Consider the following 14,214-nt stretch of genomic DNA (forward strand, 5'->3'; position numbering starts at 1 on the left):
GACAGTCCGTCGCCAACACTTTTTGAACATTTGTTTAACAATTATATATGTAAATGAGCATAGTTAGTGGGGATTCACCCCACTAACTGCTCATTAACACACTTTTTTTGCCTCTGCGCTCGAAGGGTGCGCAAGAAAAAAATCCTCATAAACTGCTCGTCGCCCAGTCCATCGTGACACAGCGCATTCGTGACACACTATGTTACGACTGATCGGTTAAGTGGCGCACAATGTTGTTAAAATCGCGTGACAAAAAGTCCATCAGCCCGATGAGGCGCCCGTAGTCCATCCGCGTCGGGCCGAGGACACCGATACTGCCGACGCGTTCGCCCGATAATACGTAAGATGCGGTAATGATGCTACAATGACTCACTGCCTCAAGTTCGTTTTCCTGCCCAATCGTCACTTGGACACCTAGCTCTTCGGCGTCGAACAAACGGACAACCGTATGTTGATCTTCTAACAAGTCGTATAAAAGCTTAATTTTATCGATATCGCGAAATTCAGGCTGCGACATTAAGTTCGTCGCGCCCCCCATGTAGACGCGCTCGCCGTCGTCAGCTGTAATCATTTGCTCCACCATTTGTAACAGTAGTTCATAGCGCTCCGTGTAACGGGATAGCTCTTTCGCAATTTCCGAGTACATCTTCGCGCGAATGAGGTGCAGCGGAACCCCGGCAAGTTTCTCGTTAAGAATGTTGACTAACATTTCCAACTCACTCGCCGACGCGTGTTCGGGAATGATGACGCGCTGTTTATCGACGTGCCCGGTATCGGTGACTAAAATCGCCACCGCTAAGCGATCAGATAGTGGGATCAACTGCATATGCTTCAATTTATTTTGAAACACTTCCGGCCCGAGCACAATCGCCGTGTAATTCGTCAAGTGCGAGACGATGACGGCCGTCTGTTGGAACACGTGTTCAATTTCATTAATACGTTCCGCAAAATACGTCCGGATCGTTTCCGAGTCTTTCTTACTCACTTTACGGGGTTTCACTAAATAATCGACATAATAACGGTAACCTGTATTAGTCGGGATTCTCCCGGCGGAAGCGTGCGGTTGCTCCAAATAGCCCATTTCTTCCAAGTCCGCCATCTCATTGCGGACTGTTGCCGCACTGTAGCCGACGTTCGCGTGCTTGGAAATAGTGCGCGAACCGACGGGTTCCGCGTATTGAATAAAGTTTTCCACTACGGCAGCAAGAATTTGCTGTTGGCGTGCGGTTAGCATGTTCTCACCCCGCTTGTTAGCACTCTCGCTAATCGAGTGCTAAAGCTTTAACATAAACGTACCAAAACAGGCGTGCGGTTGTCAATAAGAAAGAAAGCGGGCGAACACCTCATTGCCCCACAACAGCCCATTTTCGGTCAAGCGGACACCTTTAGGCGTACGTATGAGCCAGCCTTTCTGGACTAACGCAGCAATTTCTGCACCGTAAACATCCGTCAATTCTGTCTCGAATCGCTGCCGAAAGCGGGCAAATGAGACGCCTTCCGCCAACCTGAGCCCGAGCATCATCGTATTCTCGATGTCTTCTTGCCGCGTTACTTCGTATTGCTCGACGCGCGGCAGAAGCCCTCCCGCGAGCGTTTGAATGTACTGTTTGACTCCGCGCGCATTTGCATACCTCTGCCCGTTCGTATACGCGTGTGCCCCGACGCCGAACCCGTAGTACGGCTCATTGAACCAATACGTCAAATTGTGCTTGCTCTCATACCCTTTTTGGCTAAAATTACTAATTTCATACTGGAAATATCCCGCCTCTCGCATGCGCTGACGGACGAGCTGATACATGTCGTATTCCTCGTCATCGGAAGGGAGCGGCAGCTTCCCTTGTTGTTGTAACGTAAAAAAGCGGGTGTTTTGTTCCACTTTTAACGCATAGGCGGAAAAGTGTTGTACTCCTAGGTCCAGTGCGACATCGAGTGTGCTCTGCATATGCTTAACCGTTTGCTGCGGTAAGCCGAACATTAAATCGAGGGACACGTTAGTGAACCCAGCCCGTTTCGCTTCTCCGAGGCTGTGGAAGACAGCCTCGGCGTCGTGGTCGCGACCGATCGCAGTAAGCAGTTGTTCGTTAAACGACTGCGCGCCAAAACTGAGGCGGTTGACGCCGCCTGCGCGCATCACCGCCAGTTTTTCCGCATCGACTGTCCCCGGGTTCGCTTCCATCGTAAATTCCAACTGTGCCGCCCGCTGGGGAAAGTGCCGCTCGACAATATTTAAAAAACGCGTCAGCTGTGCCGCCGTGAGCACTGTCGGAGTCCCGCCGCCGACGAAGATCGTCTCGATCGGAGCTGCAGCCGGCTCCACGGCCAGCGTAGCGCTCATTTCTTGTTCCAACGCGTCTAAATAAGCGTCAATCGGTTGGTTTTTCGCCGTATATGTCGCAAAATCACAATAAAAACATTTATGCGCACAAAACGGAATATGGATATAAACAGCTTTCGCCTGCATCGCCCTCGCTCGTTTCTACATAGGGGATTCCTGTTTGATTTAAACGTTACCGACCATGGCAGTTTCACATATGGCAAACGTATGGCAAATAGTGCTCACTTGTTATCGTCCATCTTTAACACGGCCATAAACGCTTCTTGCGGCACTTCGACACTGCCGACGGACTTCATTCGCTTCTTACCTTCTTTTTGTTTCTCCAGCAGTTTCCGTTTGCGCGAAATATCGCCGCCGTAACATTTGGCGAGCACGTTTTTACGCAAGGCGCGAATCGTTTCCCGGGCAATAATCTTCTGCCCGATCGCCGCTTGCACCGGTATTTCGAACTGTTGCCGCGGAATTAGTTCCCGCAGCTTGTCGACGAGAGCGCGTCCACGGTAGTATGCCTTGTCGCTGTGGACGATCGACGACAGCGCGTCGACAACTTCCCCGTTCAACAAAATGTCCATCTTCACGAGCTTCGATGGCCGATTGCCGATCAGTTCATAATCGAAGGAGGCGTACCCTTTCGTACTCGACTTCAACTGGTCGAAAAAATCGAACACGATTTCCGAGAGCGGTAACTCGTAAACGATGTTCACGCGGGTTTCGTCCAAGTACTGCATGTCGACAAAGTTGCCGCGCTTTCCTTGTGCCAGCTCCATGACCGCACCGACGAAATCGCTTGGCACCATAATACTCGCCTTCACATATGGCTCCTCGACTTGTTCGATCTCCTGCGTCGGCGGCATGTGTGACGGGTTGTCAATCTGGATGACTTCTCCCGTCGTTTTCGTCACTTCGTACACGACACTCGGCGCCGTCGTAATGAGCGGAATATTGTATTCGCGTTCAAGGCGTTCTTGAATAATTTCCATGTGCAAGAGACCTAAAAAGCCGCAGCGAAACCCGAACCCGAGTGCAGACGACGTCTCCGGCTCATAGCGGAGGGAGGCGTCGTTTAGCTCCAATTTTTCTAATGCTTCGCGCAAATCGTTGTAGTCGTTGCTGTCGACGGGATACAGCCCGCAAAATACCATCGGGTTCATCCGTTGGTATCCGGGCAGCGGTTCGGCGGCGGGTCGCGCCGCATCGGTCATCGTGTCGCCGACGCGCGTATCGCCGACCGTTTTAATGCCCCCGATGACGAACCCGACGTCGCCGCTCGACAGTTCCTCCACCGCGACCGGGTGCGGGGTAAACATCCCGACTTCGTCGACAGTAAACTGTTTACCCGTCGCCATCATTTCGATGGTCATTCCCTTTTTTATCACACCGTCGACGACGCGAATATACGTAATGACGCCGCGGTAAGAATCGTACACCGAATCGAAAATGAGTGCCTTCAACGGCTCGTCCGCTGAACCTGCTGGCGGTGGAATTTTTTGTACAATCTGTTCTAAAATGTCTTCTGTCCCGATGCCAGTTTTGGCCGACGCGAGCACGGCGTCGCTGGCGTCGAGACCGATGACGTCCTCGATTTCTTGCCGCACGCGTTCTGGCTCCGCACTCGGCAAGTCGATTTTATTGATGACTGGAACAATTTCTAAATCCGAATCGATCGCCAAATAGACGTTGGCGAGCGTCTGCGCTTCAATGCCCTGCGCCGCGTCGACGACGAGCAGCGCCCCTTCACAAGCGGCTAAGCTGCGCGACACTTCGTAACTGAAGTCGACGTGCCCCGGGGTGTCTATTAGATTGAGTTCGTACAGTTCCCCGTCTTGTGCCCGGTACTTTAGTCGTACCGTCTGCAGCTTAATCGTGATGCCCCTCTCCCGCTCCAAATCCATCGTATCGAGCACCTGCTCCGACATTTCCCGCTCAGTCAGTGCCCCCGTATGTTGCAACAACCGATCGGCAAGTGTCGATTTACCGTGATCGATATGTGCAATAATCGAAAAGTTTCGTATGTTGCTCTGTTTCTTCATGTCGTCCCTCCAACTACCGATCCAACCATATGAAACGTATTATATCAATAGTGGGGAACTGCTTCAATCGGGCGGCTACCTTTTTGTACCGCCTCTGTGGCCAACAACACAATATCCACAATATAAAAAAAGCACATGCTTCACCCTACGGGCGACGTGCGTATGCCAGTACTTTAACGACTGACGGCGCTTGCAGCATACCATCCTTCATCGTCATTTGCTTCATGCTTCGGCCATTGTGCGATTATAGCATTTGCTTCATTCCATCAATAGTAACTCATAAGTAAGTTATCGACTAGTAGGTAATTGGCGTGCATTTAGTTATAACAAGCTGTCGACCAATTCGACGAAACGATCCGCTGTTCGCCGCACACCCCATTCTAGCGCCGCGCCGATGTCATTTCCTAGTTGCGATAGCATATTGCCACTCGGTTCGCTATTTTTTGTGTTAGATGTGCGTTCGCGCGGCGCTTCCGTCCCATCCCCAGATAAGTCCTGTCCCTTGCCTTGCCTTTGGCTCCTAGAACGACCGCTTGATTCGTTTTGCTGGACGTTGTGACTTTTTAACGGCGCAGTGGTTGCTTCAACGAGGTGAGGCGATTCCACCACCTCGACGATGCGCGGCGTCCCATCCTTTTTCGCGGCTAGCCCTGTTTCCCCGCCGTCCGCAATTCGCGCCGTTGTGGCCGATTGCATGTTTTGCTCTGTCCACTCGCTGCCGAGGTACGCGCCACACCCAAGTGCCGCGGTCAATAGTATTAACTGCACAAGTATACGCATCGCACTTACTCGCCCCCCCTCCCTAGATTGAAGCGTGCACACGGATGACTTTCATAGGGTGCACACGGGCTAGCCTCGCAGCGTGCACACAGGCTGCCTCGCCACGTGCACTCAGGTTACGTCACCACGTACACTCAGATTACGTCACCACGTGCACGCCGCCTACCTTCTCAAAAACATTGCCCCTAGTGACTGCTTGTTCATCTCTAGGGCTGTTCCCGTGACCGCCCAATAATCGGAACCACTACTTTTTCGCATCGACCGCAGCCGCGTCCCAATATATTTCTGCGAACGCCTCTGCTAAGGCGCGGGCAGAGCGGTTCAATTCTTCGAACGTGTTATCGACACCGCCCACCTCGATCAACACACCTCGCGGCGACAAGTTCTGGTTGTACACCCCGTCGACTCCTTCACCGCCCGACATGTATACGCCGCGGGAAAGGCCGGGGTACAGTTTCTGCAGCTGCTCGTGATATTTTTTTGCCAGCTTATAGTTTTCCTCGAACTTCGGATGATCGGTGCCGACGACGAACATCGTCCGCGCATATTTTTTACCTGCGATCGTCGCTAATGTCTTATCGCGGCGCTGCGAATCGCGGTGAATGTCGATAAAATACTGTAAATGTTTATCGTTTTTCATCGCTGTTTGGACTGTTTTTCCCGATTCGGTGTAATAAAGCGGTGCATCGACGTAGTCGTAACTTTTCGTCGAAACTTTTGTCCCGATCCCGAGCTTTTCCAGTTCTTTGGCAAATTGTTGTCCAACTTTCGTAATGTTTTTCTCTGGGTGAAAAGAAAGGTCGGGGTTCTTCGTTTTTAAATACGGCAAAAACGACTCGTACCAATGCGTGTGATAGATAAATACCCTTTTTTTACCGCCCGTCGTCTGTTTCGGTGCGGTTTTCTTTTTATCGTCGTCGTGTTCTTTGTCGGGCTTGTCCTGATCTGTGACGTCTTCTTTTAAAGCAGGCGGTTTCATCCCCGGCGCCGGTGGCGGCGACTCAATCGGTGCATCCGTATAGTCGATCCCGTCCCCTTTGATCATAAATTCCCCGTCAAACACAGCAAAACCGGGCAGCTCGCGCCCGAGGAAACTGCGCGGATCTTCCGGGTTGACACTCGTCAACATTTGCAAAAACACGCTCGACACGGATAGTTTTTCCGCGTCGGGAACGCTTGTCGACAACAGCGGAACTTCTTGGCCCATCACACTGATTAATGTATTTGCAGAAAAACTCGATGTCCACTTGCCGAGTTTCGACGTCGGGTTAATGCGCTTATCCGCTTGAAACATCGTAATGATCCCGAGAAACACAAATACGAACGCCGTCCCGATACAAAGCATGACAAACGTGCGGCGCATCGCCGGGCCAGTAGCATTTATAGTGATTGATCGAAACGTTGGGCGCATGGCGGTTCTCTCCCTTAATAAGCTTGTCTACATATGCCATATGTATGAACTTGTCCAAGGGAGTAGAACCGTTGCCCACGATTTGCCAAGTCGGCGTTCGGTCGTGTTCTGTCACGTTCCGATCGCGCCATGTGGGGGCGCCTCATGTGGGGGCGCCTCATGCGGGTGGCTGCCCCAGCCCACGTCTCGCGATCGCAAACCGGAGTGTCAACTAATGCGTGTACGCGGCCACGTTTTCCGCCTTCACCGCCTGGTGTAGGGCACAATTGAGTCCGGTCGCGAGCACGTTACTGATGTCCTCGATAAATGCGTCGACTTCTTTCGGCGTCACGATGAGATTTTGTCCGAGCGGGCGAAGTACTTCGCTAATGAGTTGCCGTTTCTCGTCTGGGCTGAGCGTGCCGACCATGCCCATCATTTTACTGCGCGTCTCCGGCGGCACTTCCTGCGCCTCGAGTTGCGCAACCGTCGGCCGATTGTACGGATCGAGTGGGTTGGCCGGCTTCGTCTGCGTCATTTCCCGGTTAACGTTAGCAAGGACATAATCAATCGTGTCGTGCGCGATCGTTGCCGCGTCGACGACCGTCGGAACGCCGATCGCGAGGACAGGCACACCGAGCGTTTCTCGCGTGAGCGCCTTGCGTTTATTGCCGATCCCCGAGCCCGGGTTAATCCCGGTGTCAGCCACTTGAATCGTCGTGTTCACCCGTCTAAGCGCCCGTGAAGCGAGCGAGTCGAGCGCAACGACGACGTCCGGCTTCGTGCGTTCCACGAGTCCGAACACGATCTCACTCGTTTCGATCCCTGTCGTCCCGAGCACCCCCGGCGCGAGCGCACTGACCGGACGGTAACCGTCCTCGACTCGCTCTGGCATGAGCTCGAACAAGTGCCGCGTCACGAGGATGTTATTGATGACGGACGGACCGAGTGCGTCGGCGGTGACGCGGCGGTTGCCGAGCCCGATCACGAGCACTTTCGCATTGACGTCAATCCCCGCTTGCGCCAAAAACTGCTCAAACTCATCGGCGAATTTTAATGCGACACGGTGTTGTAACTCAGAGTCTTTATTGCGTAATCCAGGCACTTCGAGCGTTAAATATTTCCCCGGCAGTTTACCGAGTGCTTGCCCGCCGCGCTCATTGTCAATCGTAATCCAACTGACGTGAATGCCGTCTTCTTCGTACGCTTCACTCGTCACTCCCGGTATTTCACCGTCACGCCGTGCCGCACCGTCGCTCTCATCGGTACTGTCCCTCCCGTAACCGTACGTTGTGCGTGCCATTTCGTGTGCTTCCAGTGCAAGGTCAGTTCTAACATCGAAGGAACTAAGGTCGATTCGTTGATCCATCTCGTTTCTCCTTTTCATTTTTACGCGTTAGTACGACTGTCTTATTTCCGTTATCGCTAACATCATCTGGTTACGACTGCCATATTTCCGTTATTGCTAACATCATCCCGTTGCTACTGCCATATTTCTATTTTTACTGTCTTACGCCTATTAACAAACTCATGACCACCGGTATTACTGCATGTTTTCTGATATTGCTGCCTTGCGCCTGTCCTGACTGTCCTAGTTCCCATCTTGGTATCGCACGTTGATTACCGTTGTCTTACTCCCATTTTTGCCATAACGAGGCGAATTTTATGCAAGATCACCGCCCATACGCTTGCAAATGAAGAATACGCGTGATAGACTTATCATGTTGTTTTACTGACACGCACTTATTAGTCGGAGGTGAATGGTATGCCTAACATTAAATCAGCGATCAAACGAGTAAAAACGAACGAAAAAATTCGTGCGCTTCAAACGTCGCAAAAATCTGCGCTGCGCTCCTCGATTAAATCGTTTCAACAAACGTTAGAAAACGGCAGTGCCGAAGAAGCAAAAGCTGCACTCGTAAAAACACAAAAGCAGTTAAATCAAGCTGCTGCTAAAGGTTTAATCCATAAAAATGCTGCTGCGCGCAAGTTGTCGCGTCTGGCGAAACAACTGAACAACGCCCAGTAGTTAAAAAAAACGACCCACCGCGCGGGTCGCTTTTTTATTTGCCGTACATATATACGGTCAATTGGCCGACTAGTATCTTCAGGACGCGTCTAGTACGCGTCGTCCATCAATCCATTAACGCTTGCTTCTCTGTTATCGCCTAAAGGACACAATGCCCATCTTTTCCTTCGCGTCGCAGAGCGTCTGTTCGGCAATCGCCTGCGCGCGTTCGGCGCCATCTGTGAGCACGTTTTCTACTTCGCCGGACTGGCGAATGTCGGTGTACCGCTCTTGAATCGGCATCACTGCCTCGACGACGACCTCGGCAAGGTCTTTTTTCAACTGCCCGTACCCTTGACCGCTATACGCCCGCTCTAAGTCGTCAATCGATTTTTCGGCAAGCAAACTGTAAATCGTGAGCAAGTTACTCACACCGGGTTTGTTTTCTGCATCGAAGCGCACGACGTTTTCCGAGTCGGTGACAGCGCGCATAATTTTTTTGCGAATCGTTTTCGGATCGTCGAGTAGCGCGATACTGTTCCCTTCTGTCTTCGCACTCTTACTCATTTTTTTCGTCGGATTGTCCAGCCCCATAATGCGTGCCCCCACTTTCTCGATCCACGGCTCTGGCACCTTGAACGTATCCCCGAACCGCTGGTTAAAGCGGAGCGCCAAGTCGCGCGTCAATTCCATATGTTGCTTCTGATCTTCGCCAACCGGCACCGCATCGGCCTGGTAAAGCAGCACGTCAGCTGCCATTAAGACCGGGTAAGTAAACAAGCCAACGGAGACCGAGTCTTTCCCTTCGCTCTTTTCCTTGAATTGGGTCATGCGGTTTGTCTCGCCCATATACGTCGTGCACTGCAACATCCAAGCGAGTTCACTGTGCGCTGGCACATCTGACTGCACGAACAGTGTCGCTTTCTGCGGATCTAAGCCGATCGCGAGATAAAGCGCCGCCAGCTCCAACGTCTTTTCGCGCAGTTTCGCCGGGTCGTGCGGCATCGTCATCGCGTGCAAGTTGACAATACAGTACAACGCCTCGTTCTCTTCTTGCAGTTTCACAAACCGCTGTAACGCCCCAATGTAGTTCCCTAAGTGGATGCCACCGGTTGGCTGCACCCCAGAAAAAATACGTTTCATTTTCCACACCTCGTCAGTTAGTTTGGCTCACATTTGATAAAAAATAAAAAAACTCCCCATCCCGAAAGGGACGAGAAGTTTGTCTCGCGGTACCACCCTCGTTCGTTTTTCCGGACGTTGCGCCGCATACTCCCTCGCGAAAAATACTAGACACCCCGCGGCTACCTCAAATCCGCCCAAGGGGCATACCCGCCCGAAAAAACGCACTTCAGGACATAACGGTTTCACCGGTCCACGACTGCTTAAACAGTGAGCTGGCGGTTAACATTGACGATTACAGCGATCACGCCGCCCTCACCAACGATTCACGCAACTTGCCACCTGCCGCTCATTGGCGCGGCGCAGTCGTCGACAGCTCCCGAATTCCAATTCCCGTCAGTGTCGCGCTAGCTTTCCACCGGCTGCTAGCTCTCTGAAGCCGACTCGTCTGAGCGGTACTAAGATCCGTTCACCACTTTTTAGCATATGGAGATTTTGCTCTAGTGTACTTTGTTCACATGTGGATGTCAACTGGCGCGCGTAAAGTTGTTGAAACTGAGTAAGTACCATTCGACAGCGAGGGTCTTTTCTTTTTGCCCCGACTTAATCGCGTAATCTGTCCGACTCGCCTCTAGCAACAACTGTTCGAGTGCACGATCAGAAAAGCGCCCCGCTTGTGCCGCAGCGATCTTTACTGGGTACGGATGCACGCCTAACACTTTAGCGATTTGCGGCTGTGCGTAGCCTTGGGCACTCAGTGTCTTCACCTGCATCATCATCCGCAACTGCCGCGCAATGAGAGATAATATTTTTAACGGTTCCTCCCGTTTTTTTAACAGGTCATAAAAAATGCTGAGGGCGCCGTCCACCGCTTTTTTACCTAAGCAATCGATCAGTTTGAACACATCTTCTTCCAACGTACGCGGCACCATCGTCTCTACGAGCTCGGGAGTTACAGTCCCCCCTGCGCCAGCGTGCGTCGCCAGCTTCACGCACTCTTGGTGTAGCGTCCCCAACTCAGTGCCGATGCGCTGCACGAGCTGTTCTGCCGCGCGGGGGTCAATTTTTGCCTTGTGCTGGGCGATCTCTGCTTGTACCCACTTGACGAGCTCTCGCGGCCGCAAAGGCGCAAACGGGACGACTGTCCCCTTCTTTTTCAGCTGTTTCACAAGCTTTTTACGCTCGTCGAGCTTGGCGTGAGCCACAGTGAGTACGACGACCGCACTACCCAGAGGTTGTTCCGCATACGTAGCGAGGGCATCGATTGCGTGCTTGACGTCGCTTTTGCCGCGCACGCCGGTGAGAAACCACGCATTGCGCCCGACGACAAGGCGCTTATCTCCCATAAACGGCAGCGTTTCTGCCTCTTGTACGAGCCGTTCGACCGGTTCCTGCTCCAAATCGTACGCCGCGTAATTAAAGTCGTCCATCCCATCGCTTAATACGTATGCTTGAAGCTGTTTGATCAGCTCTTCCTGTAAGTACGTCTCTGTGCCGTAAAAAACGTACAGCGGCGAAAACTTTCGCTGCCTAATTTGTTTCACGATCTTGTCATACATCGCTTGCACCACATCCGATCCACACAATCTTTCTTCGCTTGTCCTTTTTATCGCGCAAACTGCAATGAATAAAAACGTTCAACGTTGCGAATTGGGGTCGATCCTCTTTAATATTCATACACACGGTGACTAGTTACTATTCAGTTTACCATGTACGCGTCATCTTCGCCCGGAAAAATCAGACGTCGAGAGGGTAGGGACGATCTCTAGCTCCCCCGAGCGCGCCACGCGGCACACGATCGCCCCTTGCCAATCTGTGCGAAACATCCCCACCCCCGCCTGCTGAAGCCGCGCGACAACGTCTGGATGCGGATGGTTGTACCGATTGTTAATCCCCGCTGACAGGATGGCGATGCGCGGTCTAAGCTTTTGTACTAAAGTCTCCCCCGTCGACGTTTTACTGCCGTGGTGGCCCGCCTTTAGCACGTCGACGGGCGGGACGTCCCAAGCGTCCAGCATTGCCTCCTCCGCTTCGACATCGGCATCCCCCGTCAACAAAAAGGATCGCCCCGCGAACGCCAACCGCACGATCACTGACTGTGCGTTGCGCTCGTCCGTTCGCAACACCTGCGGGTTAGCCTGCACAAATTGCCAGTATAGACCGCGCTCCAGTTCCCAACCCACGCCACTCGCGGCGCGGTACACCGGCACATTTTTCGCTTCTAATGCCTGCATCAATTGCGTCTCTACTGTGGATGGCTCGCTCGTGTCAGGCCCACGTACAAAATGGCGCACGGGGACCGCTTCCACAATCGCCTGCATGCCCCCGATATGATCAGCGTCGCCGTGACTCATAACGAGGTAATCGATGGTGCGAATGCCGCGGTGGCGCAAATACGGGATGACGACCTGTTTGCCCGCATCGAACGGGTTACGGCGCTCTCGCCACCCTCCCGTACCGAATAGTGCCTTCGGTCCCGCATCGTACACAATCGTCTGCCGCTGCGGCGTCTCGACGACGACGGCATCTCCTTGACCGACATCGAGAAACGTCACCGTTAGCGGCCGATCCCCCCACGGTAACGGATTGTAAGCGAGCCACACGACCAACAGAAAGGCGAATGACGCGAACGCACGACGCCAGCAGGCGAGCACGAGTGGGCGCTGTAACCCGTACACGTACAACGCATACAGCGCGACAAAATACACGCCAATCCACCAAAGCGGCGGCGTCGCCCATACGAGGTGAAATTCTTCCCACGCAGCAAACTGATCAGCGAGCGCTAGCACACCCGTCACGACTAACGCGTTGAACTGTGCGAGCAAAGAGGCCAGCGGTACTGCAACCGCTGCCATCAATACCGTTAAAAATGCGAGCGGAATGACGACCACGCTTACAACGGGCACGACAATTGCGTTCGCCAACCCAGATAGAAGAGAAAATTCATTGAAGTAGTATATAATTAAAGGAAAGGAACACAGTTGTGCGATGAGCGTTGTAGCGAGTGTTTGCCGCAATACGAGTGGCCCGAACGCCAACCGTTCACTTAAAACTGGCACGCCGACGACGATGGCGACCGTAATGGCGAAGGATAATTGAAAGCCCGCTTCAAACAGCCAATACGGGTTCCACAGCAACATCGCCGCCCCCGCAAGCGCGAGAAAATGCAGACTGTCCTTCCACTGCCGCCAGACAATGGTGAGCAACACGAGCCCACCGACGATTGCCGCCCGTACGACCGGCGTACCCGCCCCAGTCAACAAGGCATACATCGGTAAAAACAGTAGCGCACAAAGTGCAGCCCGTTCCCGCGTCATCCCAAACCACTTTAACCCACCGTAACAGAGAGCCACGACGATCCCGACATGCAAACCGGAAATGGCGAGCAAATGGAGCAAGCCTAACGTCGCAAACTGCCGCTCGACAAGCGGGTCGACCGCCTGTCGCTCTCCGAGAATCATGCCGCGCACGAGTCCGGCGACCGGTTCGTCGTAAACGGCGGCAATGCGTTTACTCAAAAAGTTACGCAAGCTGTCTAACGGGCGCAACCAATGAAATCCGGAGGAGAGGCGCTCAACGTCCTCGAGCGTGTCCACTTTGGCGGTCCAGTGCACGTGCTGGCGGTACAAATAGGTGCGGTAATCGAAAGCGCCGGGGTTGCGCGCTTGCGGCGGCTGTTGCAACACAACTGTCATGCCGATACGGTTGCCGCGCTGGAGCGTTTGCGCCGTTTGTACGTCGGCGGGGCGCTTGACGGTGAGGCGGACGACAACTTTCTCCCCACCTGTTGCGGTGGGGGATACGATAGCCGCAGGCGTAGTGGCAACAGGCGGGGTGACAGCAGGCGGGATGACAACAGGCGGGAGTGCAGCAGGCGTAGTTGCAACAGGCGTAGTTGCAACAGGCGGGGGTGCAACAGGCGAGGTTTCCGCATGGAGGGTTGTGTCAGGCCAGGTTGCAGCTCGGGCATGGGGGCTTTCGCTAGGCGGTCGATTGTCCAATATTGACCGGTTTTCGCCCCATTGCCACGTCTCGCTCCTCAACGTGAATTGCACCCGGTTGCCGTCAATTGTAACTGGGGAAGCGATCTGACCGACAAGATAGCCGCGAAGTTCCACTGGATGAGTAGGTGATAGATGATTCGCTGATGGATCTTGAGCCGCTGAACGATCTGTTGACGCGGGTGCTGGCGGCTGTTCAGCTGACCAGACCGATCGGTTGTGGTCATCGACCCACGTCATATAGGTGGCCGCCATCAAAATAGCCGCAAGAAAGAGAAACGGTTGAAATCCGCTCCACCGCCAGTAGACCCACCACCCGCCAACCGCGATCACGAGAAGTGACACTGCAAGGAGCCATGCAAACGGTAGCCAACCGTGCGCGCCTCCCCACAGTCCAATGACCCATCCGGCAGTCCAAACGACCGACCACCTACGCATGACCCTCCCACGCTCCTTTTGCGGAAACTTACCTCTTAAATACTTATAACTATCTTTTAAACACCTATTAGGGGATATCTCCTGACACTCGTACTTTCTACAAGCCGCAT

Annotated in this window: 11 protein-coding genes; 2 read left to right on the forward strand and 9 right to left on the reverse strand. The window is 53.3% G+C overall.

Annotated elements, in window-relative coordinates:
• Nucleotides 1-202: 202 nt before the first annotated feature.
• The 6 genes from hrcA to gpr all read right to left on the reverse strand — a co-directional run bounded on the left by hrcA (nt 203) and on the right by gpr (nt 7,904).
• Complete coding sequence (hrcA, locus tag BN1247_RS08765; protein WP_054950046.1) at nt 203-1,234, reverse strand: heat-inducible transcriptional repressor HrcA; 1,032 nt, start codon at nt 1,232-1,234, stop codon at nt 203-205.
• 81 nt (nt 1,235-1,315) lie between these two features.
• Nucleotides 1,316-2,461: a radical SAM family heme chaperone HemW gene (gene hemW, locus BN1247_RS08770; RefSeq protein ID WP_054950047.1), complete on the reverse strand. Its 1,146-nt coding sequence runs from the start codon at nt 2,459-2,461 to the stop codon at nt 1,316-1,318.
• 95 nt (nt 2,462-2,556) lie between these two features.
• Nucleotides 2,557-4,365 (reverse strand): translation elongation factor 4, encoded by a 1,809-nt coding sequence (lepA, locus tag BN1247_RS08775; RefSeq protein WP_054950048.1) that lies wholly within the window; start codon nt 4,363-4,365, stop codon nt 2,557-2,559.
• 321 nt (nt 4,366-4,686) lie between these two features.
• Complete coding sequence (locus BN1247_RS08780) at nt 4,687-5,145, reverse strand: hypothetical protein (protein ID WP_054950049.1); 459 nt, start codon at nt 5,143-5,145, stop codon at nt 4,687-4,689.
• Nucleotides 5,146-5,389: 244 nt separating this feature from the next.
• Entirely contained in the window at nt 5,390-6,556 is a 1,167-nt protein-coding gene (spoIIP, locus tag BN1247_RS08785) for a stage II sporulation protein P (RefSeq protein ID WP_054950050.1), read from the reverse strand.
• 211 nt (nt 6,557-6,767) lie between these two features.
• A complete protein-coding gene (gpr, locus tag BN1247_RS08790; protein WP_054950051.1) occupies nt 6,768-7,904 on the reverse strand; it encodes a GPR endopeptidase in 1,137 nt (378 codons plus the stop codon).
• 396 nt (nt 7,905-8,300) lie between these two features.
• Here gpr and rpsT point away from each other — a divergent pair, with 396 nt between their 5' ends.
• Nucleotides 8,301-8,564, forward strand: coding sequence for a 30S ribosomal protein S20 (rpsT, locus tag BN1247_RS08795; protein WP_054950052.1), 264 nt, complete (start codon nt 8,301-8,303; stop codon nt 8,562-8,564).
• 132 nt (nt 8,565-8,696) lie between these two features.
• On the opposite strand, the gene trpS is transcribed toward rpsT, so the two are convergent.
• The gene (gene trpS / locus BN1247_RS08800; protein ID WP_054950053.1) at nt 8,697-9,686 is read right to left on the reverse strand and encodes a tryptophan--tRNA ligase; all 990 of its coding nucleotides are present in this window, start codon (nt 9,684-9,686) and stop codon (nt 8,697-8,699) included.
• A gap of 249 nt (nt 9,687-9,935) precedes the next feature.
• On the opposite strand from trpS, the gene BN1247_RS17965 reads away from it, so the two are divergent.
• Nucleotides 9,936-10,076, forward strand: coding sequence for a hypothetical protein (locus BN1247_RS17965; protein WP_187119754.1), 141 nt, complete (start codon nt 9,936-9,938; stop codon nt 10,074-10,076).
• Nucleotides 10,077-10,192: 116 nt separating this feature from the next.
• Here BN1247_RS17965 and holA read toward each other — a convergent pair whose 3' ends face one another.
• Together holA and BN1247_RS08810 are read right to left on the reverse strand one after the other, a co-directional pair.
• Entirely contained in the window at nt 10,193-11,224 is a 1,032-nt protein-coding gene (gene holA / locus BN1247_RS08805; RefSeq protein ID WP_074011306.1) for a DNA polymerase III subunit delta, read from the reverse strand.
• Nucleotides 11,225-11,383: 159 nt separating this feature from the next.
• Complete coding sequence (locus BN1247_RS08810) at nt 11,384-14,104, reverse strand: DNA internalization-related competence protein ComEC/Rec2 (protein ID WP_074011100.1); 2,721 nt, start codon at nt 14,102-14,104, stop codon at nt 11,384-11,386.
• Between the last annotated feature and the right edge of the window lie 110 nt (nt 14,105-14,214).

Source organism: Numidum massiliense (assembly GCF_001375555.1).
Taxonomy (GTDB): Bacteria; Bacillota; Bacilli; order Thermoactinomycetales; family Novibacillaceae; genus Numidum; species Numidum massiliense.